This is a genomic window from Agromyces marinus, assembly GCF_021442325.1.
Classification (GTDB): Bacteria; Actinomycetota; Actinomycetes; order Actinomycetales; family Microbacteriaceae; genus Agromyces; species Agromyces marinus.
Genome location: NZ_CP087879.1, coordinates 3163899 through 3189826 on the forward strand (window position 1 = coordinate 3163899; position 25928 = coordinate 3189826).

The following is a 25928-nucleotide window of genomic DNA, read 5'->3' on the forward strand; positions in this document are numbered from 1 at the left end:
GTCATGCGCGGTCTCCTTCGAACGAGGTCTCGTACTCCTCGAGCCAGGCCGCCTGCGCCTCCATCAGCGGGTGGGCGTCGTGGTAGACGTGCTCGAAGATCTCGCGACGCGGGGGAGCGGTGATCGACAGCGAACGGTTCCTGACGTCGGCGGCGATGTCGCCGGCCTCCTCGTCGACTGCGTCGAAGAACTCCTGCGACGCGCCCCGGCCCGCCAGCCAGGTGCGGTAGCGGTCGATCGGGTCGCGCGCCGTCCAGTACGCGACTTCGTCGTCGGTGCGGTACTTTGTCGGGTCGTCGGCCGTCGTGTGCGCGCCCATGCGGTAGGTCACCGCCTCGATGAACGTCGGACCCTCGCCCGCGCGGGCCTCCTCGAGGGCGCGCCGCGTGACCGCGTAGCTCGCGAGGACGTCGTTGCCGTCGACCCGGATGCCGGGCATGCCGAACCCGCCGCCGCGAAGCGAGAGCGGGCTGCGCGACTGGCGCGAGACCGGGACCGAGATCGCCCACTGGTTGTTCTGCACGAAGAAGACCTGCGGGGTGCGGTAGCTCGACGCGAACACGAGCGCCTCGCTCGCATCGCCCTGGGAGGTCGAGCCGTCGCCGTAGTACACGAGCACCGCGGCATCCGTCTCGGGGTCGCCGGTCGCCGTCGCGCCGTCGAACTGCAGGCCCATGGCGTACCCCGTGGCGTGCAGGGTCTGCGAGGCGAGGACGAGCGTGTAGAGGTGGAAGTTGCCGTTCTCCTCGGGATCCCACCCGCCGAGGGTCGCGCCGCGCAGCAGCGAGAGGATCGCGACCGGGTCGAGGCCCCGGATCATGCCGACGATGTGCTCGCGGTACGACGGGAAGAGGTGGTCCTGCGGGCGGGCGGCACGGGCCGATCCGACCTGCGCGGCCTCCTGGCCCGAACTTGGCACCCAGAGCGCGAGCTGACCCTGCCGCTGCATGTTCGCCCCCGCGACGTCGAGTCGGCGCGAGACGACCATGTCGCGGTAGAACTGCTCGAGCGCGGCGTCGGGCAACGCCTCGATCACCGGCAGGAGCTCCTCGGCCTCGGGGGTCGGCCGGAGCTCTCCCTCGGGCGTCAGGAGCTGGACCGTCGGTGCGGTGAAGTCGCGTGAGGGGGCTGCCACTGTTCCACGGTACCCGGTCGCCCGGGGGCCGAACTTGTGGAGGTCAGACAAGACCCTTGAGAACCCTTAGGAGCACATCGACAGACGCCTCCTCGCCCACCGAGACCCGGATCCCGTCGCCCGGGAAGGCGCGCGCGACGACACCGGCCTCGAAGAGGCGATCGGCGACCTCGGCCGTGCGCTCACCGGTCGGGAGCCAGACGAAGTTGCCCTGCGCGGCGGGCACGGCCCAGCCCTGGTCGACGAGGGCCGCGCGCAGCGCATCGCGGCGGGCGGCCAGCGCGTCGACGCGCTGCAACAGCTCGGCCTCGTTCGCGGGTTCGAGGGCGGCCAGGGCACCGGCGGTCGCGACGGCCGTCACTCCAAGCGGGATGGCGGTCGTCCGCGCGGCGTCCAGGATCGGCACCGGCCCGATCGCGTACCCGACGCGCACGCCGGCGAGGCCGTACGCCTTCGAGAACGTGCGGAGCAGCACGAGGTTCGGGTACCGGCCGATGAGCGAACCGCCGACGACGGATGCCTCGTCCCGGACGAACTCCGCATACGCCTCGTCGAGCAGGACCAGACGGTCCTCGGGCACGCGCGCCATGAACCGCTCGAACCCCTCGGCGGTGACGGGCACGCCGGTCGGGTTGTTGGGGGAGCAGACGATGATCACCCGCGTGTGTTCGGTCACGGCCTCGGCCATGGCGTCGAGGTCGTGGCCGTGGTCGGCGCGGTTGGGCACCTGCACGCTCGTCGCACCGGCGACGGTCACGAGCCCCGGGTAGGCCTCGAAGGAGCGCCACGAGTACACCACCTCGTCGCCGGGGGCGCATGCGGCCAGGATGAACTGGGCGAGCAGCGAGACCGAGCCGGCGCCGACGAGCACCTCGTCGACACCCACGCCGTAGCGATCGGCGAGGCGTTCGCGCAGGCTGAGCGCGGTGGCATCCGGATAGCGGTTGACCTCGCCCGCAGCGTCGGCGACGGCCCGACGCACCGCCTCGAGCGGCGGCCAGGGGTTCTCGTTGCTCGAGAGCTTGAAGCCGTCGGCCGGAGCGGGACGCCCCTGTCGGTACGGCGGCAGTGCGGCGATCTCAGGGCGCAGGCGCACCTGCGTGGGCGTGGGCTCCGATGCGGTCACGGCATCCACGGTACCTCTTCGCGAGGGGCCGCTCCGCGGGGCGATCCGCGGGCGGTGCCGCGGGCGGTGCTGCGGGCGGTGCTGCGGGCGGTGCTGCGGTGGCCCGCCCGCGGCGGGTCTGTCGGCAGCGGGCGGCTCGCTGACATAGTGGGGCCATGCGTTTCTTCGTCAAGGTCATCGTCTCGGCGTTCGCGCTGTGGCTCACGACGCTGCTCGTCTCGGGCGTGCGGGTCGTCCCGTACGAGAACACGGATGTCGCGACGGTGCTGACCTACCTGCTCGTCGCCGCGATCTTCGGCATCGTGAACGGCACCCTCGGAACGTTCATCCGCATCGTCGCGTTCCCGCTCTACGTCATCACGCTCGGCCTGCTCTCGTTCATCGTCAACGGCCTGCTGCTGCTGCTCGTGGACTGGGTCAGCGGGCTCATGGGCTTCGGTCTCGTGGTCGACGGATTCTGGTGGGGCGTGCTCGGCGCGCTCGTGCTCGGGTTCATCAGCTGGCTGATCGGGCTCGTGGTCCGCCCGGGGGACTGACGCTCACACCCCGCCACCGCCCGAGCCGGCGACCTCCTCGGCGGGCACCCGAGTTCCCGTCCAGTGCGTCGTCTCGGGCACCTCGCCGCGCGTGAGGTCGTCGACGATGCCGCGGAACGCGACGAGTCGCGCGTCGTCGGACTCGTCGATGAGCTCGGCCGTGACCCGGTACTCGGTCAGGGCGTGCGCGGGCAGCGGGGCGCCCTCGCGGGCGCGGACCTCGCCGAGGCTGCGCTGCACGTCGATGCGATCGGCGACGGGCCGGCCCGCGCCGCCCGTGGCCGGAACGAGGTCCTCCGGGTGCGTGACCGAGACCATCGGCGTGCCGCCGGTGTCGACCTGCACCACGGGACCGCCGAGGCTGACCGCGCCGACCACGGCGAGCCCGGGGTCGGCGGCGAGGTTCGCCGCCACGATGCCGCCCGCCGAATGCCCGACGACGACGATCGGTTCGCCGGGCGCGACGCCGGCCTGTGTCATCGCCTCGCGGACGACCCGCTCGGCGGCAGCCGCCTCGAGAGTGAGGGGGAGAGCGGATGCCGCGGCCACGGCGTGCAGGTTCGAGGTCATGTCGTACGGCTCTCCGGCCGGCACGACGCCGAAGTCTCGCGTGCCGCCCGAGTACACGATCCATCGGCGCTCCTCGGGCGGGCCGTACCGTTCGATGCGGACCTGGGGGCTGCCGTCGCCGCCGGTCGGGACACGGTCGGCGAGATCGCCGACGCCGCGCGGCGGCGGAGCGGGGCCGGCGCCGGTCGCTCCGTGCCGCCCGTCCGGGCTGCCCGCGGCCGTCGCGCGTTCCGCCCTGACGCCGGTCTCCCCGAACGCGGCGACCGCGGTGCCCGCACCGGTCGCGAGCCCGACGATGGCGGCGGCCGCGAGCAGCACGCGCGCGTTCTCCGGCGCGTCGAGTTCTGCGCCGACGGCGAACAGCGCCCCCGAACCGAGCAGGCCCGCGACGAACTCGTCTGCGCCATCGGCGACGCCCCGGACGAGGTCGACGAACGCGGGATCGGAGAGGATTCCCGAGCCCGCGGCCTCGATCAGCTCCGCGAGCGCCGCATCGGCGGCGTGCTGCCCGTGAACGAGCGTCACCGCCCGGTGGCCGAGCCACCCGGACGCAGCGACGATGCCGCCTCCGATCGCCAGCCCCGGCAGCATCGTCGAGGCCATGATCCCGAGCAGGCCCGTGCCCAGCCGCCGCCCGACATCGGCGAGTTCCTCGGCACGTTCATACTCGGCGGCCGCGAGCACGAGCCCCCGGGAGGCGAGCTCGGCGCCGACCACCGCTCGGCGGAGCCGGCCGCTCGCCGCCTCCGCGCTTTGCCCGACGCGGCTCAGCAGCGGGCCGGGCGACGCCTGACCGCTCGCGAGGCGCCCGCCGATGGCGCCCGCACGCTCGGCCCATCCGCCGATCAGGTGGGCCGCCGCGGCCAGCCTGACCGCCTCCGCGGTGATCGACTCCGTCCGGACGGACACCGAGTCGCCGCTCGTGACGCTCAGCCCACCCATGGCGCACCCGGGTTCGGCCGATGCGGCGTCGGCGGGGCCATCGCCAGTCGGCGCGCCGTGGCCTCCGCCTCCTCGAGCGCCAGGACCGCCGCCTGCGCTTCGCGCTCGGCCCGCTCGAGCTCGGTCTCAGCGTCGGCGAGGGCGCCGGCGAGGTCGCGCATGAGATCCGCGTACCGGTCGCCGGCGAGCGACTGCCACCCCTCGACGCGCTCCACCAGCAGCCCGGGTCGCACGCACGCGATCTCGGCCCGCAGCACCCGAAGGGCCAGGAGTTCGGGTTCGAGCATCTCGCGGCGCCGCGCGGCGAGCGTCGCCGCCCACTCGTGATCGATCAGCACCAGGCGATCCTCGTGCAGCCGACCCGCCGCCCCGGCGGGCGAACCCGTACCCGTGCTGAACCCGCGCACGCGCCGCGCCGTGGAGGAACGGTCTCAGACCCCGAGCACCTCGACGAGCGCGTGGGCCCCGACCCGGCCGATGGGCCCCTCGACGCCGATCGCGTCGACGATCGCCGTCCCCATCAGGATCGCCCAGCCGCGCGCACGGGCCCAGTCCGCGGCATCCGTCGCCCGCAGCGACTCGATCCGTCGGCGGAAGCGCCGCCGACCCTCGGCGTCGAAGACCATCCATGCGGCCGCGAGGTCGGTCGCGGGGTCGCCCGCGCAGAGGTCGCCGAAGTCGAGCACGGCGACCAGGCGCACGCCCCCTCCGTCGGCCGGCTCGACGAGCAGGTTGCCCGGATGCAGGTCACCGTGCACCCAGCGCGGCGCACCCGTCCAGGCGGGCGCTGCGAGCGCGTCCCGCCAGTGCGCGGCGAGCGCAGCGGCATCCGTCGCCGCGACCCGCTCGAGGCGACCCGACGCGATCCGCTGGGGCACGACGTCGGCGCGCGACGCGAGCGGCACGCCGCGGAACGGGTTGTGGGGCGCCTCGGCGGGTGCCGGGCGCCCGAGCGTGACGATCACGTCGGCGAGCGGCTCGGCGAGGTCCCGGCGCATGATCGGGTCGACGGATGTCGCGGCCGCACCGTCGAACCACGGTGTGATGCTCCACGGGTAGGGGTAGCCCTCGGCGGGTTCGCCGGCGGCGACGGGCACGGGCGCGAGCACGCCGTCGGGCAGGGTTCCGGCGACCTCGCCGAGCCACCTCAGCTCGGATGCGACGAGCCCGGCCGCGACCTCGCGCCGCGGCATCCGCACCGCCCAGCGCTCGCCGAGCCGCAGGATCGCGTTGTCCCATCCCGAGGCCACCGGCCGGACCTCGCCGAGGAACTCCGGGTGCTGCGCCGCGACGAGCCGGGTGACGAGTGCGGCGTCGACGGCGACATCCGCTTCGGGTGCGTCGCCGCTCATGCCTCCCCCTCCTCCTCCGCCTGCTCGGCACCGGCCCACGGTACCCGCACCCCATCCGGCTCTGTTCGCGGGGCGGGTGCGGGGTCCAGAATAGGGTTCCATGACGCGTGCGGACGCCGTGGTGGACTCCGCGCAGCGCTTCCGGGTGTCCTTCGTGTGCACCGGCAACATCTGCCGGTCGCCGATGGCCGAAGCCGTGCTGCGCTCCCTCGCCGACCGGGCGGGGCTCGCCGACCGGCTCGAGATCGAGTCCGCGGCGACGGGGGACTGGCACGTCGGCGAGCAGGCCGACCGCCGGACGCTCGCGGCCCTGGAGCGGGCCGGCTACGACGGCAGCCGTCACCGGGCCCGCCAGTTCGACCCGGCCGACTTCGTGCGCCTCGACCTGATCGTCGCGTTCGACCGGGGCCAGTCGCGCGTGCTCCGCAACTGGGCGCGCACGAGCGTCGACGAGCACAAGGTGCGCCTGCTGCTCGAGTTCGACCCCGAACTGGCCGGGGTCCATGACGTCCCCGACCCCTACTACAGCGACGATGCGACCTTCGACCGGGTTCTTGGGATGATAGAGCGGTCGACGTCGGCCCTCTTCCGGCAACTCGCTCCCGCTCTCAGACAAGGAATCCGATGACTTCGCTGCCTCCCCAGCCGCTCAGCCCGCTCGACGGGCGCTACCGCGCCGCCGTCGGCGAACTCGGCGAGCACCTCTCCGAGGCGGGCCTGAACCGGGCACGCGTGCACGTCGAGATCGAGTGGCTCATCGCCCAGACCGACCGCGGCTTCTTCGGCACGAGCCCGTTGGCGGATGACGCGAAGCAGGCGCTCCGACGCGTCGTGACGGAGTTCGGGCAGGAGGCCATCGACGAGCTCGCCCGGACCGAGGCGACCACGCGCCACGATGTCAAGGCCGTCGAGTACTACGTCCGCGCCCGGCTCGACGAGCTCGGCCTGTCGCACCTGGCCGAGCTCACGCACTTCGCGTGCACGAGCGAGGACATCAACAACCTCTCGTACGCACTCACGGTGCGCGACGCCGTCGCGCAGGTGTGGCTGCCGAAGTACCGCGCGGTGATCGCGAAGCTCATCGGGCTCGCGCACGAGTACCGCGACGCGGCGATGCTCTCCCGCACGCACGGGCAGCCGGCGACGCCCACGACCATGGGCAAGGAACTCGCGGTCACGGTGCACCGGCTCGAGCGGATCCTCCGCCAGGTCGAGGCGACCGAGTACCTGGGCAAGTTCTCGGGTGCGACCGGAACGTTCTCGGCGCACCTCGTCGCGGCCCCCGAGGTCGACTGGCCCACCGTGTCGCGGGAGTTCGTCGAGGGGCTGGGACTCGGCTGGAACCCGCTGACGACGCAGATCGAGTCGCACGACTGGCAGGCCGAGCTGTACGCCCGCATCTCGCACGCGAACCGGGTGCTGCACAACCTCGCGACCGACGTCTGGACCTACATCTCGCTCGGGTACTTCCGGCAGATCCCCGCGGCCGGCGCCACCGGCTCGTCGACGATGCCGCACAAGGTCAACCCGATCCGCTTCGAGAACGCCGAGGCCAACCTCGAGCTGTCGTCGGCGATCCTCGACTCGCTCGCGGCCACGCTCGTCACCTCGCGGCTCCAGCGCGACCTGACCGACTCGAGCTCGCAGCGCAACATCGGCGTCGGCTTCGGCCACTCGCTGCTCGCGCTCGACAACATCCTGCGCGGACTCGGCGAGATCGACCTCGACCGCGACCTGCTGCTGGCCGACCTCGACGGCAACTGGGAGGTGCTCGGCGAGGCGATCCAGACGGTCATCCGCGCCGAGGTCGCCGCGGGGCGGTCCTCGATCGCCGACCCGTACGCGCTGCTGAAGGAGCTCACGCGGGGCAAGCGGGTCGGCGGTGCCGAGCTCGCCGAGTTCGTCCGCGGCCTCGAGATCGGCGACGACGCGAAGGCGCGCCTGCTCGCCCTCACGCCGGCGACCTACGTCGGGCTCGCCGACGCGCTCGTCGACCGCCTCGACGCCTGACGCGCGCGCCGCGCCTGGCGCGGGCGCCCCGGCGCGGGCGACCCCACTCTGAGTGCGCCAGTTGCGCGGCGTTGCGCCACTACAGCCGGCGCAACGGGCGGCGAAGTGGCGCAGACCCGGCGAGTGTCAGTGCCCCGCCCGCGTCAGTGCCCGGCGTCGCCCGGGGGCTTGCGCGCGGGGTCGCCGCCGGTGCCGTCGCCGTGCTCGCCGGGGTTCGGCTTCACGGCCATCGTGAACAGGGCGAGCACCATGAGCACGACGATGAAGACGCCGCCGAACGTGATGAGCGTCAGCGTCCAGTCGTGCGTTCCGAAGAACACGATGATCGAGGTGAACACCGACGCGATCGCGGCGCCGCCGACGTACTCGATGGGGCGCAGGAGGTCGCGGCGCTTCGGGCGGTACCCGCCGTCGGGAGTGTTGGTCACGATCGCTCCGATCCGGGTGCGGCGTCGTCGGAGGCCACGACCCCCGACGTCGCCCACTTGAGTGAGAGTCCGCCGATCACGAGCAGCACGCCGATCACCACGAGGTAGGCGCCGAAGAGGCCGACCGCGGTGACTGGATCGAGCGGGAACAGGACGAATACCAGGGCGAGGGCCGCGGTCAGCCCTCCGACGGCGAGCCAGTCGCGCGCTGCCGCGATGCGCCCTCGGGCGCGAATGCCCGCGAACAGTTCGAGGATGCCGGTGACGGCCGCCCACACGGCGACGGTGAAGGTGAACAGCGCGACGCTCGCCGAGCCGCCGACCACGAGCTGCAGCGCGATGAGTCCCGCGGCGGCGGTGATCACTCCGTTCGCGACGAAGATCCACCGGGAGCGCCGGTCGGCGATCAGTCGCGCGGACAGCGCGCCGATGAGTGCGCCCGCGCCCAGCGCCCACCAGCCGAACACGGCCAGGCCGAGCATGGGGGAGTGGTCCTGGCTGAAGGTGATGACGACCGACGGGACGATCGCGACCGCACCGCGGATCACCGGCAGCAGCCAGGCGCCTGCACGTTCGGGCGCGGCTTCGCGGGCTTCGGCCACGACGACCTCTCTCGATTCGGGGGGAACGTCCCCAATCCTACGTGGAGCCCGATTGTGAGGATGCCGCACGCGACCCGTCGATGCGCCAGGCTCAGAGCGCCTTGAACACGATGACGTTGTCGGCCTCCCACACGCGCAGCACGGGCATGCCGGCGATCGGGCTGCCCGGGTCCTCGGCGGCCGCGGGGTTGACGGTGTCGTTCGCCCCGATGACGAGCACCACGGTCGTCGCGGCGAGGTCGTCGTTGATCTCGTCCATCTCCTCGACGATGTCGTAGGGCACCTTCGCCTCGGCGAGGAGCACGTTCATGTGGCCGGGCAGGCGCCCGGCCACGGGGTGGATGCCGAAGCGAACGTCGATTCCGCGCTCGCGCAGCTTCGCCGTGAGCTCGGCGACGGGGTACTGGGCCTGCGCGACGGCCATGCCGTACCCGGGCGTGATGACCACGCTCGACGCGTTCGAGAGCAGCTCGGCGGCATCCGTCACCGTGATCTCGCGGTGCTCGCCCGACTGCTGGTCGTCCTTGCTCGGCGCCGCGATGCCGAAGCCGCCGGCGATGACCGAGAGGAACGACCGGTTCATCGCCTTGCACATGATGTACGAGAGGTAGGCACCGGAGGCGCCGACGAGCGCACCGGTGACGATGAGCAGGTCGTTGTTCAGCAGGAAGCCGGCCGCGGCCGCGGCCCACCCGGAGTAGCTGTTGAGCATCGACACGACGACGGGCATGTCGCCGCCGCCGATGGAGGCCACGAGGTGCCAGCCGAGCGCGAGCGAGAGCGCGGTGACGACGACGAGCAGCCACATCTGGGTGTCCGCGACGTACCAGACGGTGAGTCCGAGGAACGCGACGACCGCGCCGAGGTTGAGCGCGTTCTTGCCGGGCAGCACGAGCGGGGCGGACTTCATGCGCGCCGAGAGCTTGAGGAACGCGACGATCGATCCGGTGAACGTCACGCCGCCGATGAAGACGCCGATGAAGACCTCGGCGTGGTGGATGTCGAGCAGCGCACCCTCGAGGTGGGGCTCGGCGAGGGCGCCGTTCCAACCGACGAGGACGGCGGCGAGGCCGACGAAGCTGTGCAGCAGGGCGATCAGCTGCGGCATCTCGGTCATCTGGACCCGTCGGGCGCGCCACAGGCCGATGCCGGCTCCGACGAGGACCGTGACGACCAGGAGCACGAGGCCGGTGACGCCCGCGGGCGAGTCGAGCGCGTCGTGGAAGGTCAGCCAGACCGTCGCGGCGAGCGCGATCGCCATGCCGGCGATGCCGTAGGTGACACCCCGTCTGGCGGTTTCGTGCTTGCTGAGCCCCGCGAGGCTCAGGATGAACAGCAGCGCGGCGACCAGGTACGCGGCGCCGGCGATGGATTCGGGGGTGATGAGGCTTTCGGACACGAGCGGGTCTCCTCGGGGGAACGGACGAACGAGATGGGTTCGGGGTCGGCCGGCGCACCGGCCCATCGGGTCACGTCGTGGGACGGTCGCCCTTGGCGAACATGCCGAGCATGCGCCGGGTCACCGCGAACCCTCCGAAGATGTTGATGCTCGCGATCAGGATGGCGATCGCCGAGAGCACCTGGACCACCGGCACCGGGCTCGTCACCTGCAGGATCGCGCCGACGATGATGATGCCCGAGATCGCGTTCGTCACGCTCATGAGCGGGGTGTGCAGCGCGTGCGCGACCTTGCCGATCACGTAGAAGCCGACGACGATCGCGAGCGCGAGCACCGTGAAGTGCTGCGGCAGCGGCGGCGGTGCGATCGCGTTGATCGCGAACAGGGCGAGGATGCCGACGCCGATGAGCGCCGCCCGGCCACCGGCCGAGAGCTTCTTCCTGGGCTTGGCAGCGGATGCCGCGGCATCCGCTGCACTCGACGCCGGCGCGGCAGGCGCCGCCGAGACCTGCACGGGCGGCGGCGGCCAGGTGACCTCGCCGTCGCGCACGACGGTCACCGACCGCTGCACGATGTCGTCGAAGTCGAGCACGAGCTGCCCGTCCTTGCCCGGCGTGACGAGCTTGACGAGGTTCACGAGGTTCGTGCCGTAGAGCTGCGACGCCTGCGCGGGCAGACGCGAGGCGAGGTCGGTGTACCCGAGGATCACGACGCCGTTGTCGGTCACGACGCGCTCGCCCGCGACCGAGCCCTCGACGTTGCCGCCCTGGCCCGCCGCCATGTCGACGATGACGCTGCCGGGCTTCATGCTCGCGACATCCGCCGCCGTGATCAGCCGCGGCGCAGGCCGTCCGGGGATGAGCGCGGTCGTCACGATGATGTCGACGTCGGCGGCCTGCTCGGAGTAGATCTCGGCCGCGCGCCGGTCGTACGCCTCGCTCGTGGCCTTCGCGTACCCGTCCGTGGACTGCTCGACCTCGACCTCGACCTTCAGGTACTCGCCGCCGATCGACTTGACCTGGTCGGCGACCTCGGGGCGGGGGTCGGTCGCACGCACGATCGCGCCGAGGCTGGATGCCGCACCGATCGCCGCGAGGCCCGCGACGCCCGCACCGGCGACGAGCACCTTCGCGGGCGGTACCTTCCCGGCCGCGGTGACCTGCCCGGTGAAGAAGCGTCCGAACTCGTGCGCGGCCTCGATGACGGCGCGGTACCCGGCGATGTTCGCCATCGAGCTCAGCACGTCCATCGACTGCGCGCGCGAGATGCGCGGGACGGCGTCGAGCGCGAGCGCCGTGACCCCGCGCGCGGCGAGGGCTTCGAGCAGATCGGGGCGCAGGGCCGGGCTGAGCAGACTGACGAGCGTCGCGCCGGGCTCGAGCAACGCGATCTCATCGGGCGTCGGGGCGTTGACCTTGAGGACGATGGGCGAGGAGAACGCGGCCTCGCGGGTGACGAGCACCGCGCCGGCGTCGGCGTACGCGGCATCCGGGTACGCGCTGTCGGCCCCCGCACCCGCCTCGACGGCGACCTCGTAGCCGAGCCCGATCAACTGCTTCACGGTCGCCGGCGTGGCGGCGACCCTTGCTTCCGTGCCCTGCTCGTGGACGACGCCGATGCGCGTCATGCGTACTCCTTCCGGCTGCGGGCCGGTGGCGTCGCCGCCGGCCGCGCGAGGCCGTACCTCGTGGACGGGTCTGTGTGAACGGGTCTGTGCGAGTCCGCCGTCCGGCAGGTTCCGGAGCCGCGACGCTGCTGCACGCGATCACCATATGTCGACGGATGCCATGAACTCCACGATTTCGCGCCCCGGAAGGTGGAAAGTCCGTCGGTTCTTCCGCGAATCGGAATCCGCACCCCCGAAGGCGCCCGCGCGCCACGCGTGCGTTCGGGTTCCGCGCGGCGCGTTCTACTATCGAGCGGGGAGTCGCGGCATCCGCTCGACCCCGACGGAGGGAAGGCCGGGCAGTGCAGGCATCCAGACCAGCCGCCGCCGCGGGCTCGCAGACGCTGAGCCGCGGCATCCGCGTGCTCGAGGTCCTCGCCGACGCCGACCGGAACCTCTCGATCGACGAGGTCGCCGCAGGCCTCGGCGTGCACCGCTCGGTCGCCTACCGACTCGTGCGCACGCTCGAGGAGCACGGCCTCGTCGCCCGCGACGCCGCCGGCCGGCTCCTCCTCGGCACCGGACTCGCCGCGCTCGCCTCGGGGGTTTCCCGCGACCTCCAACAGATCGCGCTGCCCGAACTCTCCGCGGTCGCAGACGACCTCGGCATGACCTGCCTCGTCGCGGTCCTCGTCGACTCCGACGAGGCCGTCACCCTGATCAGCGCCGCCCCCAGGCAATCGACGGCGGTCGTGTCGTACCGCCCGGGCCACCGGCATCCGATCACGCGCGGCGGACCGGGCAAGGCGATCCTCCTCGCGATGCCCGAGAGCGACTGGCCGCGCGGCATCACCGACGACCTGCGCCGCGAACTCGAGGAGAGCCGCGCGCGCGGGTTCGCGCTCAGCCACGACGAGGTCGTGCCCTCGCTCCGGTCGGTCGCGGTTCCGCTCATCCTGCCGGGCCAGCCCCCGGCGGCCGTCGCCGCCATCCACGTGTCGCTCGCGAAGCCCGAAGACGAGATCGCCGAGCGGCTCGCCGCGACGGCCCGCCGCATCGCGCGCAGCCACGGGGCCTGACCCCCGCGGGCGTCGGACTCTGGCCGTGCGGCGCGAACACGCCTAGGGTGTCGGAGCATGGGGAAGCTCACTGAGAACCTGGCGGAATCGGTCCCTGCGTGGGGCGCGAAGATCGCCTACGGGGAGAAGACGACGATCGACGGGCAGGAGGTCGTTCCGGTCGCGCTCGTCGGCTTCGGGTTCGGTGCGGGCGAGGGCTCGGGCGAGATGCCCGAGGCCGGCAGGCCCGTCGCCGGCAGGGGCGAGGGCAGCGGAGGCGGAGGCGGCGGCTTCTCCCTCCCCATCGGTGCCTACATCAACGGCCCCGACGGGCTCGCGTTCCGCGCCAACACGATCGCACTCGCGATCGTGTTGGTGCCGCTCGTGACGGCGATCGGCGGGGCGCTCGCGCTCATCGTCGGAGCGTCGCGGTTCCGCCTCCGCTGACGCGCCGCGACCGGCGCCGGGCCCGCTTCCGACTCCGCCGCCGCTGCCACGGCGCTCAGGCGGGCAGCAGGTGCCGGGCGAAGAACTCGGCGAGCTCATCGGTCGCGCCGAGCGGCAGCACGTGCGCGACGTACTGGTCGGGCCGCACGACGACGACCGCGCCGCCCCGCGAGATGCCGCGCTCGGCGAAGATGTCGGTCGGGCACCACACGCTCGGCCCCGCGGCGAACACCTTCTCCCAGTCCATGAGCCCGAGCGGGCCCGTCTTCGGCCGGAAGAGCTCGGGCGCGGCCATGATGTCGACGCCCTCGTGGGCCTGCTGGTAGATCACCTTGACGTCGAACACCGCGTCGACGTCGCCCCCGTCCGGCGTGTACCGCGACAGCGGCGCGTCGGGCGCCGACATCCGCTCAGCCCATTCAGCGAGAGCGGATGCCTCGCCGGCGGCGGGCGCATCGGCGAACGCGTAGACCCGCCACCGTCCGTCGGCCTTCGCGTGGTGGCCCAGGTGCACGACGTTCCCGTCGCACACGAGCGACACCGGTGAGGACTTGAAGCGCATGCCGATCGGGAACCCGGTGGCGAGCGCCTGGTGGGTCGCGTCGCCGGTGATCATCGACGGGCCGTAGTGCGTCATGAACCCCGACGGGAACTCGGCCGTGCCGAGGTAGTGCTTGGCCAGTTCCTGCGGATCCGAGATCTCCTCCGGCTTGCGCGCCATGAGCGAGGACCACTCCCGGTCGAAGTCGATGAGCTGTTGCGCGACCGGCTGCCGCTCCGCCGAGTAGGTCGCGAGCAGGTCGGCCGGCGCACGGCCGGCGACGACCGAGCCGAGCTTCCACCCGAGGTTGAACCCGTCCTGCATCGAGACGTTCATGCCCTGCCCGGCCTTCGCGCTGTGCGTGTGGCACGCGTCACCGGTGAGGAACACGCGCGGAGCGGCATCCGCCCCCTCACTGGTGACGGACACAGCCCGGTCGTCGAAGTGGTCGGTGACCCGATGGCCGACCTCGTAGACGCTGAACCAGGCCACGTCGCGCACGTCGAGCGTGTACGGGTTCAGGATGTCGTTGGCCTTGGCGATGATCGTCTCGATCGGCGTCTTGCGCACCTCGTGGGTGTCGTCGGCCACCTCGCCGAGGTCGATGTACATGCGACAGAGGTACCCGCCCTCGCGGGGGATGTGCAGGATGTTGCCCGCCGAGGAGTTGATCGCGCACTTGGTGCGCCAGTCGGGGAAGTCGGTGTTCACGACCACGTCCATGACGCCCCACGCGTGCGCCGAGAAGCCGCCGACGTGCTTGCGCCCGATCGCGTCGCGCACCCGGCTGCGGGCGCCGTCGCAGCCCGCGACGTACTTGGCGCGCACGATGCGCTCCTCGCCCTCGCGCTCCCCGGCGGTGTAGCGCACGCGCACCTCGACGGGGTACTCGCCCGCCGCCTCGGAGCCCTCGTCGTGCACGGTGAGGCCGACGAACTCGATGCCGTAGTCGGGCACCATCCGCCCGGGACCGTTGGCGGCCGCCTCGGCGAAGTAGTCGAGCACGCGCGCCTGGTTGACGATGAGGTGCGGGAACTCGCTGATCTTGTAGCCGTAGTCCTCGGTGCGGGAGGTCCGGATGATCTTCGCCGGGTCGGCCGGGTCGGGGCCCCAGAAGTTCATGTAGCCGATGTTGTAGGCCTCGGCGATGATCCGCTCGGCGAACCCGAACGCCTGGAACGTCTCGACGCTGCGCGGCTGGATGCCGTCGGCCTGGCCGAGCACGAGTCGCCCGTCACGGCGTTCGATGACGCGGGTGACGACGTCGGGGTACTGCGAGAGCTGCGCGCCGAGCAGCATCCCGGCCGGGCCCGAGCCGACGACGAGCACGTCGACCTCGTCGGGCAGCTCCTCGGGCCGGTCGATGCCGACCCCGGCAGCGGGCTTCACCCGCGGGTCTCCGGACACGTATCCGTGGTGGTGGAACTGCACCGTCGGGCTCCTCACGTCGTCGTGTGATCGATGCTGCGTGATCGATACTGTGATCGATAATCGAACAGACCATTCGGTTATCGCGCGGATGCATGGTATGCCGCGTCGCCCTGCGGCACAACTCGCAGGGTCGACGCAGGACCGCGCGGGGCCGAGGTGGAGCGTGCGGCCCGTCGGGGGACGGGCCGCACGCGTGGGGGCAGCTGCGTTACACCTGCACCATGTCCGCGAACCGGGAGAAGTGCCCGTGGAACGCCACGGTCACCGTCCGGGTCGGGCCGTTGCGGTGCTTGGCGACGATCAGGTCGGCCTCGCCCGCGCGCGGGCTGTCGCGCTCGTAGGCCGACTCGCGGTGGAGCAGGACCACCATGTCGGCATCCTGCTCGATCGAACCCGACTCGCGCAGGTCGGAGAGTGCGGGCATCTTGTCGGCACGCTGCTCGGGGCCGCGGTTCAGCTGAGACAGCGCGAGCACGGGCACCTGGAGCTCCTTGGCGAGCAGCTTCAGTGCCCGCGAGAACTCCGAGACCTCCTGCTGCCGGCTCTCGACGCGCTTGCCGCTCGTCATGAGCTGCAGGTAGTCGATCACGACCATCTTGAGCCCCACCCGCTGCTTGAGCCGGCGGCACTTCGCGCGGATCTCGACGAGGGTCATGTTCGGGGAGTCGTCGATGTACAGCGGGGCGTCGTTGATGCGCCCGCGGGTCGAGGCGATGGTCGTCCAGTCGCGCGAGTCGACGGTGCCCTTGCGCATGTTCTGGAGGGGAACGGATGCCTCGGCCGAGAGCAGTCGCATGGCGATCTCGCTGCGCCCCATCTCGAGCGAGAAGAAGATGGTCGGCATGTCGTGCGTGATCGCGGCGGAGCGGGCGAAGTCGAGCGCGAGCGTGGACTTGCCCATCGCGGGACGCGCGGCGACGATGATCATCTGCCCGGGGTGGAAGCCGTTCGTCAGGTCGTCGAGGTCGGCGAACCCGGTCGGCACGCCGGTCATCTTGCCGTCGGTGTGCTTCGCGGCCTCGATCTCGTCGATCGCGGTGCCGATGGCATCCGTCAGCGGAACGTAGTCCTCGCTCTCGACCGACCCCGTGACCGAGTAGATCTCGGCCTGCGCGTTGTTGACGAGTTCGACGACCTCGCCCTCGCCCGCGTAGCCCATCTGCACGATGCGGGTGCCCGCCTCGACGAGGCGGCGGAGCAGCGCCCGCTCGGCGACGATCGATGCGTAGTAGCCGGCGTTCGCCGCCGTCGGCACGAGGCTCGTGAGCGTGTGCAGGTACTCGACCCCGCCGGCGCGCTGCAGGTCGCCGGTCTTGGTGAGCTCGTCGGTCACCGCGATGACGTCGGTCGGTTCGCCGTGCGAGTAGAGGGAGAGGATCGCGTTGAACACGACCTCGTGCTTGGGCACGTAGAAGTCGACGCCGCGGAGCGTCTCGATGACGTCGGCGACCGCGTCCTTCGAGAGCATCATGCCGCCGAGCGCGCTCTGCTCGGCCAGGAGGTCATGCGGCGGGATGCGCTCACCGCGCCCGCGCTCGGGGTCACCGGCGGGTTCGGCGATCCCGATGTGCGCGATCGACACGTGCTACCTCCGCTCGCCGGTCATCCCCGGAACATCTCGTGATCCAGTCCTACCGCGGGCCTCCGACAGGGGCGCGCGGGAGCCGATCGCGGGGGTTCGGACGGGCTGGGTCGGACGGGACTGACTCACCATAGGGAAGGGCTTCACGCCGACACAAGCCGCCCTGTGGATAACTCTGTGGAAGATGTGCGAGAAACGCCGTGGATCATGTGCACACCGCCTGTGGAAAACTGTGGAATTCGTGTGAATTACACGGGTTGAATTCTGATCTGACCAGGGGATTCATCTACTCACACCTGTGGGGGAAAAGTTCTTCGGAACCCTCCGCCGCGCGGCTGCTCACCTGTGCACAAACCTGAGGACAGATCCCCGAAATGAGGACTTGTGGAGACGACTCTCCGGGGTGTAAAGAGCCGCGAAAACGACGACGCGGCGGGGGCATCAGCCCACCGCCGCGTCGTGCGTCGGAATGCGACTACTTCGCCGCGACCACCTGGAGGGTGATCGTCGCGGAGACGTCCTCCCGGAGGCGGACGGTGACCGCGTGGTCGCCGACCGACTTCACCGGGGCGGAGAACTCCACCTTGCGCTTGTCGATCGAGCCCAGGCCGGCGTCGGCGACGGCTGCCGCGACATCCGCCGGCTTGACCGAGCCGAAGAGACGGCCGCCGAGGCCGGCCTTGACCGGCAGGCGGACCTTGCCCTCTTCGAGCTTCGCCTTGAACGACTGCGCGTCCTCGAGCGAGTGCAGCTCGCGCGCAGCGCGCGCAGCCTTGATCTGGTCGACCTGCTTCTGGCCGCCGCGAGTCCACGGCGTGGCGAAGCCCTGGGGGACGAGGTAGTTGCGGGCGTACCCGTTCTTGACCTCGACCACGTCGCCGGCTGCGCCGAGACCCGTGACCTCGTGCGTGAGGATAACCTTTGCCATTGTCGTGCTCCTTAGCGGCCGGAGCCCGAGTAGGGCAGGAGCGCCATCTCGCGCGCGTTCTTCACTGCGCGGGCGATGAGGCGCTGCTCCTGCACGGAGACACCGGTGATGCGGCGGGCGCGGATCTTGCCGCGCTCCGAGATGAACTTCCGAAGGGTCGCGACATCCTTGTAGTCGATGATGCCGACCTTGACGGACTTCGCGGGGGCGGCGTTCTTCGCGCCCTTCCGCGGCTTGCGGCGGTCGCCGCTGCTCTTTCCAGCCATGGATCTTTCCTGTCGTGTGTGAGTTTCGGGTGCGAGCGGATGCCGCGTGGCATCCGTCGCCGGCCTGACGGCCTAGAAGGGCGTCTCGTCGCCGTAGTTGGTGCCCGGGGTGTTCCAGACGTCGCCGCCGCCCGAGGACTGCGCGGGAGCGCTCGGCGCCCACGCGTCATCCGACTGCTGCTGGCCGCCCCCGAGGGAGCCGCCTCCGCCGCCGACGCCGCGGTTGGACTGGGCGCGCGTCACGGACGCGGTGGCGTAGCGCAGGCTCGGGCCGATCTCGTCGACCTCGAGCTCGATGCTCGTGCGCTTCTCGCCTTCCTTCGTCTCGTAGGAACGCTGCCTGAGACGCCCCTGCGCGACGACCCGGGTTCCCTTGGTGAGCGACCCGGCGACGTGCTCGGCGAATTCACGCCAGCAGCTCGCGCGCAGGAAGAGGGCCTCGCCGTCCTTCCACTCGTTCGCCTGACGGTCGAACGTGCGGGGCGTCGACGCGATCGTGAAGTTCGCGACAGCCAGCCCGGACTGCGTGTAGCGCAGCTCGGGGTCGGCGGTGAGGTTGCCCACCACGGTGATGACGGTCTCGCCGGCCATGAGGACTAGGCGTCCTTCTTCGCCGCTGCGGTCGCCTTCTTCGCGGCCCGCTTGGCCTCTTCCGCCTTGACCTTCTCGGCCCGGGCGACAGCCTCTTCGGTGCGGAGGACCTTGGTGCGCATGATCGCCTCGCTGAGGTTCAGCTGGCGGTCGAGCTCGTTGGTCGTGGCCGACTCGGCGGTGAAGTTCACGACGGCGTAGATGCCCTCGGACTTCTTGTCGATCTCGTATGCCAGGCGACGCTTGCCCCAGATGTCGACGTTGTCGACCGATCCGCCGTCCTTGCGGATGACGTTGAGGAACTTGTCGAGGCTGGGAGCAACGGTGCGCTCGTCGATCGACGGATCGAGGATGACCATCAGCTCGTACTGATGCATGACAGACCCACCTCCTTCGGACTCAGCGGTCGCAGACGTTCTGCGACAGGAGGGTGTACATGCGTTGTTCCGCGGAGGCCCGGAGTCGGGCACGCAGACAACCTGCCAAGTGTAACGGATGCCGCTGGCTCGCGCACATCGCACGTGCTCGCCTGCGCCGCGTGCCGCGCGCGTCGGCCGCCCCTCCCCGCGCCTCCCCGCGCCCGAACTGCCGCACCCTGCCTCCTTCCGTCGAGTGATACCCCTGTCGCCGAGTGTTGCCGATTCAGCGGTATCACTCGGCGATAGGGGTATCACTCGGTGGCGGACCGGCTCAGCGGCACTTCGGGAGGCCGTCAGCGAGGAGCCGTCGCTCGAGCGCTCGCAGGTCGCGGGCCTCAGACCAGCCCCACCGCGACGCGAACGGACGGTGGCGCCTCACGCGGTCCTCGCGTCGCTTCTCGTCCCACACGACCTCCTCGATCGACCTGCCGCCGGTCAGGGGAGCGCGTACGTACTTGCCGAAGCCGTCGAACTCGCCGAAACGCCCGTGCTCGGGCCAGTCGAAGTCCACGATGTCGAACCCACCACCGTCGCGGGCGAACGCGACCTGGAGTTCGGGCGGCGGGAACCCGAGCCGGTGCAGGTTCCACCTGCTGATGGATTCCCCTGCCGAGCCTGAGCGGCCGTCACCGAAGCGGGCGCAGGACAGGGCCGTGCGGATGCCTCGGGCACCGCGTCGCGCCTCGAACATGTCGAGCAGCGCATCCCGCTGAACGCCCGACACCGAGGTGCCGAGGCCGGTGACGAACCGGTCGCGCAGCGCGGCATCGACGGCTGCGACGCCGGCCTCCATTCCACGCGAGCACGCGATGTCGAACGCGGTCCGTTCGAGGCTCGTCACCTGGAATCCGTTCAGCTCGACGACATCCCCACTTCCGAGCGCATGGTTGTGCCACACGATGCCGCGCCGCGTCCGTCTTCCGACCTTCCCGTTGCCCATGACGTGGACGCCCTCGAGCGCGCCGACCACCGGCAGCCCCCACAGCACCGCGGCCGACACGTGCGAGAACACGGGCTCGGTGACCGCCTCCATCACTGCCTGCATGCGGATGAGGTGCCGCGCTTCGCGCTCGGTCGCCGGCCAGGCGGCATCCGCCACATAGAGTCCGCGGCGCACGCGCACGAGTCCGGCCTCGCGCTCGGGCGCCGCCACTCCGGCATCGCGGAGGTCCCGCGCGGTCGCGATCGCAACGAGCTTCGGCGTGTACTCATCCATCAGGCGACCGTGGCACCGCCGCCGCGCGGCATCCGCTCACCCTGGCCGAGTGCAGCCCATCCGCCCGATCTCGCTGCTGTGGAGGACGGCACCGCCGTCGGTGGTGCCGCTCACGTTCCCGCGATCACCGAGGTCCACGCAAGCGCCAGTTCCCCGAGTGATACCGCTCGCGCCGAGTGATGCCGCTGCAGCAGTAACACTCGGTGATACGGGTATCACTCGACGAAGCCGCGGGCGGCCCACCAGGCGAGCAGGCGCTCGCGCGCGGCATCCGGCCCGATCGGGCCCTCGTCGAGCCGCACCTCGAGCAGGTGCCGGTACGCCTCGCCGACGACTGGCCCGGGGCGGATGCCGAGGATGTCCATGATGGCCGCTCCGTCGAGCTCGGGCCGCACGGCGGCGAGCTCCTCCTCCTCGGCGAGCCGCGCGATGCGCTCCTCGAGGTCGTCGTACGCGAAGCCGAGCCGGTCGGCCTTGCGGCGGTTGCGGGTCGTGACATCCGCTCTGGTCAGGATGTGCAGTCGCTCGAGCTGGTCGCCGGCATCGCGCACGTACCTGCGCACGGCCGAGTCCGACCATGCGCCGTCGGTGTACCCGAAGAAACGCAGGTGCAGTTCGATGAGACGCGAGACGGCCTTGACGGTGTCGTTGTCGAAGCGCAGCTCGCGCAACCGCTTGCGGGCGAGCTTCGCGCCGACCATGTCGTGGTGGTGGAACGACACCGCTCCACCCGGTTCCAGCCGCCGGGTGGCCGGCTTGCCGATGTCGTGCAGCAGGGCCGCGAGGCGCGCCACGAGGTCGGGAGAGTCGAGCACGCCCCGCGAGACCTCGTAGTCGATCGCCTGGTCGAGCACCGTGAGGCTGTGCTCGTAGACGTCCTTGTGGTGGTGGTGCTCGTCGATCTCGAGCCGGAGTGCCGGGATCTCGGGCAGCACGCGCGCCGCGATCCCCGAGTCGACCAGCAGGCGGATGCCGCGGCTCGCGCGCGACGTGCACAGCAGTTTCGCGAGCTCGTCGCGCACCCGTTCCGCCGAGATGCGGTCGATCTCCGGGGCCAGTGCGCCCATGGCCTCGAGGGTCCCGGGCTCGAGGTCGAATCCGAGCTGGGCCGCGAAGCGCGCGGCACGCATCATCCGGAGCGGGTCGTCGCCGAACGAGACCTCGGGGCGCGAGGGCGTGCGCAGGGTGCCGGCGATGAGGTCGTCGACGCCGCCGGACGGGTCGACGAGTTCGAGCTGCGGAAGCCGCAGCGCGAGCGCGTTCACCGTGAAGTCGCGGCGCACGAGGTCGTCCTCGAGCGAGTCGCCGAACACCACGTCGGGCTTGCGCGACGTGCCGTCGTAGGCATCGGCGCGGTAGGTCGTGATCTCGACGGTGTTGCCGCGCACCTTCGCGCCGATCGTGCCGAACGCGCGGCCGATGTCCCAGTGCGCTTCGGCGATCGGTGCGACGACGGCGAGGATCTCGTCTGGCGTCGCGTCGGTCGTGAAGTCGAGGTCGTTGGTCGGGCGACCGAGGAAGGCGTCGCGCACCGGGCCGCCGACGAGCGCGAGCTCGAAGCCGGCCGTCCGGAAGGCGTCGGCGAGCGTGGCGACCGTCGGCGAGGCCGCCAGACCCTTCAGCCGGTCGAGGGCCTCCGCGACACTCTGCATTGCTCCATGTTAAGCAGGGCCGCGACCGAGCGCGTGACGGGCCGACCGGCGCCCCGCGTCCTCGCGGACGCCACGCCGTAGAATCGCCAGCATGCCGGCCGTGTCGAATCCTTCTCGACGCCTGCGCCGACTCCTCGCCCTCGCGTGCGCCGGGGCCGCATCCGCGGCGCTCGGTGCGGCCGCCGCGGTCGCGCCCGTGCACGCTGCGACGGCCGTTTCGAGCACGGCCGAACCCGACGGCGGAGTCCGCGTGAGCGTCGCGCCCGTGGGGACCACGACGGTCGCCGCAGGTTCGCCGATCACGGTCGAGGTCGAGGTCGTCAACGACGGCGACACCGTCATCGATGCGGGCACGGTCTCGTTCGCGATCGCGGCCGACGGCATCGACGATGCGGGCAAGCTCGCGCAGTGGACCGGTTCGGCCGGGCGGCCACCCGGCGCGACCCAGGTCGCCGAGCGCGCCGCGACGGCGTTGCCGATCGGGTCGACGACGAGCTTCCTGTTCACGATTCCGGCCGACGCGACCGACCGCGACGACCCGGTCATCGGGCTGTCGGCGACGATCGACGTGCCCGGCGGCTCATCGGCGTCCGCATCGACGGCGGTCGCGAACACGCTCGTCACGTCCGGGGAGGGGATCGGGCTCGCCCTCGCGTACCCGCTGACGGTTCCGGCCGACACGGCGGGCCTGATCGGCGCCGACGACCTCGAGGCGTGGACGGCGCCGTTGGGTCTGCTCACCCGGCAGCTCGAGGCGGTCACGGGGCACCCGGTCGCGGTCGGCATCGACCCGCGGATCCCGGCTTCGATCCGGGCGCTCGGCGCGTCGGCGCCCGAGTCGGCGGTGGACTGGCTGGCGGCGCTCGAGCGGATGCCGAACGACGTGTTCCCGCTCGCGTATGCGGATGCCGACCTGGCGGTGCAGTCGCAGGCGGGCCTGGAGGCTCCTCTCGAGCCGCTCGGGTTCTCCGACACGCTCGATCCGGCCGACTTCCCTGCCGCCCCCGGTCCCGAAGCGGATGCCGGGGGCAGCGGCGGTTCCGATGACGAGCCCGGCGAGCCGACCGGCGACCAGGCTCCGTCCGCCTCGCCCGCGCCGGGCGGCGTCCCGACGGACGACGCGTTGCTGGACTGGGACTACACGCGCACCGACATCGCGTGGCCGGCCGACGACTCCGTGGCATCCGGCGACCTCGACCGCTTCGCGGCCGGCGGGCTGACGACGGCGATCCTCGCGCCCGGCAACGTCGAGGCCGCCGGCGGGTCGATCGCCGCCGCGGCGACGATCGAGGGTCGGGGCGCGGTCGTCGCGCACGCGGGCCTGCAGGCCGACCTGCGTCGCGCGGCGTCGGCGTCGACCGAGACCGCGTGGCGCGGGGCCGTCGCGGACGCGGTCGCTGGGCTCGCGCTGGCACCGGATGCCGCTTCGATCGCGCTCGGCACGTTCGCGCGGTCGGCCGGCTCGAGTGCCGACCGCGTCGGCGACACGCTCGATGCGCTGGCCACGTCGGCGTGGTCGCGTCCGGCGACCCTCGCAGAGGCGATCGGCGCACCCCCGCGCACGCGGACGCTCGTGTCCCTCCCCGAGGACGACCAGCGGCGTCAGAACGTCCAGCGGATGCTCGCAGCGGAGGCGTCGGTCGACGAGTTCTCCGACGTGCTCTCGGATCCGGCGCTGCTGACGGCGCCGACGCGCCGAGACCTGCTCGCGCTGCTCGCGACCGGCTGGCTGGCCGACCAGGCGTCGTGGACGGAGTCGGTCGGCGCGTGGCTGGTCGACCAGCGTGCGATCACCGATTCGGTCCGCGTGGTCCCGAGCAGCAGCGTGCTGGTGGTCGCGAGCGCGACGGGCATTCCGATCGCGGTCGAGAACGACCTGCCCTACGCGGTCGACGTCGTGCTGACCGTGGACCCGACGAACGGGCGGCTCCTCGTCGAGGACTCGGTCGAGGCGACCGTCGAGGCCGAGAGCCGGCGCACCGTGCTCGTCCCCGTCGAGGCGGGTGTCGGCAGCGGCGAGGTCACGCTCGAGGTGTCGCTGACCTCGCCGAACGGCACGCCGATCGGCGGCACGGAGCGCATTCCCGCGAACGTGCACGCCGACTGGGAGGGCGTGGGTGCTGCGGTGCTCGCGGCTCTGGCGGTGCTCGTGTTCGCGATCGGCGTGCTGCGCACCGTGCGCAGGCGCCGCCGCGAGCGGCTCGCCGCGGAGAGGGATGGCGCCGAGGCCACCGAGCCCGCAGAACCAGCCGAGCCGGCCGAGCCAGCCGACGACGATCGAGCGGATGCCGCCGTGCCTGCCGATCCCGCAGAGCCGACGCCGTCAGACCCGAACGAGACGGAGCGCCCCGATGGCCGATGACCGCATCGCGCGAGCGAGTCTCTTCCTCGCGTCGGGCACGATCGTCTCGCGGGTCCTCGGGTTCCTGAAGGCGATCGTCCTGGCGGCAGCGATCGGCGTCGTCGGGTCGGCGAGTGCCGACGCGTTCGCCGTGGCGAACGGCCTGCCCAACACGGTCTACGTGATCGTGGCCGGCGGCGTGCTGAGCGCAGTCCTCGTCCCGCAGATCGTGCGGGCGAGCACCCACGCCGACGGCGGCAGCGCGTACATCAACAAGCTCGTCACCCTGGCGCTCGTCGTGATCGGCGGCGCGACGCTCGTGGCGACCGCCCTGGCACCGGTCCTCGCCTGGATCTACGGCAACCGCCTGCCGCCCGAGACCCTGCAGCTGGCGATCGCGTTCGCGTTCTGGTGCCTGCCGCAGATCTTCTTCTACGGCCTCTACACGCTCCTCGGCGAGGTGCTCAACGCCCGGAGCAGCTTCGGGCCGTACACGTGGTCTCCCGTGCTCAACAACGTCGTGGCCCTGCTCGGTCTCGTCGCCTTCGGGTTCGCGTTCGGCTTCGACCCGGACGGCACGCGCAGCGCGGGGGAGTGGACGCCGGGCATGATCGCCCTCCTCGCGGGGTCGGCGACCCTCGGCATCGCGGCCCAGGCATTCGTGCTGTTCTGGTTCTGGCGGCGGATCGGCCTGCGCTTCCGGCTCGACTTCCACTGGCGCGGGGTGGGACTGCGCTCAGCCGGCCGGATGGCCGGGTGGACCTTCGGGATGCTGCTGCTGACCACGTTCGCGGGCGTCGTGCAGACGAACGTGCTCAGCACGGCCTCGGGCGCGGGCGCGTCGATCGCCGCGGTCGACACGGCGTGGCTGATCTTCATGCTGCCGCACTCGGTGATCACGGTGTCGATCGCGACGGCGTACTTCACCCGGATGAGCGAGCACGCCCGGGACGGCCACCTCGACCGCGTCCGGGCAGACCTCTCCGGTGCCGTCCGCGGGGTCGGACTGATCCTCATGCTCGCGTCGGCCGTGCTCGTCGTCGTCGCGTACCCGTTCGCCGCGGTCTTCCAGCCGGGCAACCTCGCGAACACCGCCGCGCTCGGCAACGTGATCGTCGCGTTCGCGGTCGGACTGCTCGGGTTCAGCATCCTCTTCGTGGTGCAGCGCACGTTCTACGCGCTTGGCGACACGCGCACCCCGTTCCTGTTCACCCTGGTGCAGGTGGTCGTGTTCACGGCGGCGGCCGTGACCTGCCTGCTGCTGCCCAGGGAGTGGATCGCTGTGGGCGTGGCACTCGCGACCACGGTCGCCGGGACGATCCAGCTCGCGCTCGCGCTGGTGCTGCTGCGCCCGAAGCTCGCCCGGCTCGATGCCAGGCGGGTCATCGGCAGCCTCGCGCGGGACTTCGCGGCCGTCCTGCTGCCGGCGGTCGTCGGGTTCTGGCTCGTGTGGTCGTTCGGCGCGTTCACCGAGGGCGGCTTCGCCGTCTCCGACCGGTGGGGTGCGATCGCCGTGATGGCGATCGTCGGTTCGGTCATGCTCGCCCTCTACGGCGCCATCCTGTGGATCTTGCGCTCTCCCGAGTTGCGCGGGTTCGCCGAGCCCGTCCTTGCCCGGCTCCGCCGGTGAACGAGCGGATGCCGCCGGCGTCGGCCGCGGCATCCGTCGGGTCCCACGGGCCCGGCTGTGACCTGCCTCCGAGCCCGCAGGCCACGGAATAGCCGCCGCCTAGACTGTGTTCGACCATGT

Annotated in this window: 24 protein-coding genes; 7 read left to right on the forward strand and 17 right to left on the reverse strand. The window is 71.7% G+C overall.

Translation table 11 applies throughout. The features are described from left to right. Window position 1: 1 nt before the first annotated feature. On the reverse strand, window positions 2-1135 hold the full coding sequence (locus DSM26151_RS14940) for a thiamine pyrophosphate-dependent dehydrogenase E1 component subunit alpha (protein ID WP_234660311.1): 1134 nt from the start codon (window positions 1133-1135) through the stop codon (window positions 2-4). 43 nt (window positions 1136-1178) lie between these two features. Continuing rightward, window positions 1179-2261 (reverse strand): histidinol-phosphate transaminase, encoded by a 1083-nt coding sequence (locus tag DSM26151_RS14945; protein WP_234660312.1) that lies wholly within the window; start codon window positions 2259-2261, stop codon window positions 1179-1181. 155 nt (window positions 2262-2416) lie between these two features. Here DSM26151_RS14945 and DSM26151_RS14950 point away from each other — a divergent pair, with 155 nt between their 5' ends. Beyond that, entirely contained in the window at window positions 2417-2797 is a 381-nt protein-coding gene (locus tag DSM26151_RS14950; RefSeq protein ID WP_234660313.1) for a phage holin family protein, read from the forward strand. Between the two features lie 3 nt (window positions 2798-2800). Here the strand turns inward: DSM26151_RS14950 and DSM26151_RS14955 are convergent, their stop codons facing one another. The 3 genes from DSM26151_RS14955 to DSM26151_RS14965 all read right to left on the reverse strand — a co-directional run bounded on the left by DSM26151_RS14955 (window position 2801) and on the right by DSM26151_RS14965 (window position 5661). Next, a complete protein-coding gene (locus DSM26151_RS14955) occupies window positions 2801-4309 on the reverse strand; it encodes a hypothetical protein (RefSeq protein ID WP_234660314.1) in 1509 nt (502 codons plus the stop codon). Continuing rightward, on the reverse strand, window positions 4297-4647 hold the full coding sequence (locus DSM26151_RS14960) for a hypothetical protein (RefSeq protein WP_234660315.1): 351 nt from the start codon (window positions 4645-4647) through the stop codon (window positions 4297-4299). The genes DSM26151_RS14955 and DSM26151_RS14960 overlap by 13 nt, the downstream gene beginning before the upstream one ends. Window positions 4648-4740: 93 nt before the next feature. Next, window positions 4741-5661 (reverse strand): aminoglycoside phosphotransferase family protein, encoded by a 921-nt coding sequence (locus DSM26151_RS14965; RefSeq protein ID WP_234660316.1) that lies wholly within the window; start codon window positions 5659-5661, stop codon window positions 4741-4743. Between the two features lie 100 nt (window positions 5662-5761). Here DSM26151_RS14965 and DSM26151_RS14970 point away from each other — a divergent pair, with 100 nt between their 5' ends. Both DSM26151_RS14970 and purB read left to right on the forward strand, forming a co-directional pair. Further along, the gene (locus tag DSM26151_RS14970; RefSeq protein ID WP_234660317.1) at window positions 5762-6289 is read left to right on the forward strand and encodes a low molecular weight protein-tyrosine-phosphatase; all 528 of its coding nucleotides are present in this window, start codon (window positions 5762-5764) and stop codon (window positions 6287-6289) included. Then, on the forward strand, window positions 6286-7671 hold the full coding sequence (gene purB, locus DSM26151_RS14975) for an adenylosuccinate lyase (protein ID WP_234660318.1): 1386 nt from the start codon (window positions 6286-6288) through the stop codon (window positions 7669-7671). Before DSM26151_RS14970 ends, purB begins: the two co-directional genes overlap by 4 nt. 143 nt (window positions 7672-7814) lie before the next feature. On the opposite strand, the gene DSM26151_RS14980 is transcribed toward purB, so the two are convergent. The 4 genes from DSM26151_RS14980 to DSM26151_RS14995 all read right to left on the reverse strand — a co-directional run bounded on the left by DSM26151_RS14980 (window position 7815) and on the right by DSM26151_RS14995 (window position 11727). Continuing rightward, on the reverse strand, window positions 7815-8099 hold the full coding sequence (locus tag DSM26151_RS14980; RefSeq protein WP_234660319.1) for an ABC transporter ATP-binding protein: 285 nt from the start codon (window positions 8097-8099) through the stop codon (window positions 7815-7817). Then, window positions 8096-8701, reverse strand: a complete 606-nt coding sequence (locus tag DSM26151_RS14985; protein ID WP_234660320.1) for a hypothetical protein — start codon at window positions 8699-8701, stop codon at window positions 8096-8098. Before DSM26151_RS14985 ends, DSM26151_RS14980 begins: the two co-directional genes overlap by 4 nt. Before the next feature lie 91 nt (window positions 8702-8792). Further along, window positions 8793-10100, reverse strand: a complete 1308-nt coding sequence (locus tag DSM26151_RS14990; RefSeq protein ID WP_234660321.1) for an NAD(P)(+) transhydrogenase (Re/Si-specific) subunit beta — start codon at window positions 10098-10100, stop codon at window positions 8793-8795. A 70-nt stretch (window positions 10101-10170) separates the two neighbouring features. Beyond that, window positions 10171-11727 carry a Re/Si-specific NAD(P)(+) transhydrogenase subunit alpha gene (locus DSM26151_RS14995; protein WP_234660322.1) on the reverse strand — a complete coding sequence of 519 codons (1557 nt, stop codon included), beginning with the start codon at window positions 11725-11727 and terminating at the stop codon, window positions 10171-10173. Window positions 11728-12068: 341 nt separating this feature from the next. Here DSM26151_RS14995 and DSM26151_RS15000 point away from each other — a divergent pair, with 341 nt between their 5' ends. Then, on the forward strand, window positions 12069-12785 hold the full coding sequence (locus DSM26151_RS15000) for an IclR family transcriptional regulator (RefSeq protein WP_234660323.1): 717 nt from the start codon (window positions 12069-12071) through the stop codon (window positions 12783-12785). 57 nt (window positions 12786-12842) lie between these two features. Next, window positions 12843-13211 carry a hypothetical protein gene (locus DSM26151_RS15005; protein WP_234660324.1) on the forward strand — a complete coding sequence of 123 codons (369 nt, stop codon included), beginning with the start codon at window positions 12843-12845 and terminating at the stop codon, window positions 13209-13211. 55 nt (window positions 13212-13266) lie between these two features. Here DSM26151_RS15005 and DSM26151_RS15010 read toward each other — a convergent pair whose 3' ends face one another. The 8 genes from DSM26151_RS15010 to DSM26151_RS15045 all read right to left on the reverse strand — a co-directional run bounded on the left by DSM26151_RS15010 (window position 13267) and on the right by DSM26151_RS15045 (window position 21837). Next, on the reverse strand, window positions 13267-15183 hold the full coding sequence (locus tag DSM26151_RS15010; RefSeq protein ID WP_234660325.1) for an FAD-dependent monooxygenase: 1917 nt from the start codon (window positions 15181-15183) through the stop codon (window positions 13267-13269). A 208-nt stretch (window positions 15184-15391) separates the two neighbouring features. Then, window positions 15392-16765: a replicative DNA helicase gene (gene dnaB / locus DSM26151_RS15015; RefSeq protein WP_234660326.1), complete on the reverse strand. Its 1374-nt coding sequence runs from the start codon at window positions 16763-16765 to the stop codon at window positions 15392-15394. Between the two features lie 475 nt (window positions 16766-17240). Next, entirely contained in the window at window positions 17241-17693 is a 453-nt protein-coding gene (rplI, locus tag DSM26151_RS15020; RefSeq protein WP_234660327.1) for a 50S ribosomal protein L9, read from the reverse strand. 11 nt (window positions 17694-17704) lie between these two features. Next, window positions 17705-17959, reverse strand: coding sequence for a 30S ribosomal protein S18 (rpsR, locus tag DSM26151_RS15025; protein ID WP_234660328.1), 255 nt, complete (start codon window positions 17957-17959; stop codon window positions 17705-17707). A 72-nt stretch (window positions 17960-18031) separates the two neighbouring features. Next, window positions 18032-18550 carry a single-stranded DNA-binding protein gene (locus tag DSM26151_RS15030; RefSeq protein WP_234660329.1) on the reverse strand — a complete coding sequence of 173 codons (519 nt, stop codon included), beginning with the start codon at window positions 18548-18550 and terminating at the stop codon, window positions 18032-18034. Window positions 18551-18555: 5 nt separating this feature from the next. Then, window positions 18556-18927: a 30S ribosomal protein S6 gene (gene rpsF / locus DSM26151_RS15035; RefSeq protein WP_234660330.1), complete on the reverse strand. Its 372-nt coding sequence runs from the start codon at window positions 18925-18927 to the stop codon at window positions 18556-18558. Window positions 18928-19240: 313 nt separating this feature from the next. Next, complete coding sequence (locus tag DSM26151_RS15040; RefSeq protein ID WP_234660331.1) at window positions 19241-20185, reverse strand: hypothetical protein; 945 nt, start codon at window positions 20183-20185, stop codon at window positions 19241-19243. Between the two features lie 215 nt (window positions 20186-20400). Next, on the reverse strand, window positions 20401-21837 hold the full coding sequence (locus DSM26151_RS15045) for a CCA tRNA nucleotidyltransferase (protein ID WP_234660332.1): 1437 nt from the start codon (window positions 21835-21837) through the stop codon (window positions 20401-20403). A gap of 91 nt (window positions 21838-21928) precedes the next feature. Here DSM26151_RS15045 and DSM26151_RS15050 point away from each other — a divergent pair, with 91 nt between their 5' ends. Continuing rightward, on the forward strand, window positions 21929-24199 hold the full coding sequence (locus tag DSM26151_RS15050) for a DUF6049 family protein (RefSeq protein ID WP_234660333.1): 2271 nt from the start codon (window positions 21929-21931) through the stop codon (window positions 24197-24199). After that, complete coding sequence (gene murJ, locus DSM26151_RS15055) at window positions 24189-25808, forward strand: murein biosynthesis integral membrane protein MurJ (RefSeq protein ID WP_234660334.1); 1620 nt, start codon at window positions 24189-24191, stop codon at window positions 25806-25808. The genes DSM26151_RS15050 and murJ overlap by 11 nt, the downstream gene beginning before the upstream one ends. Window positions 25809-25928 lie beyond the last annotated feature (120 nt).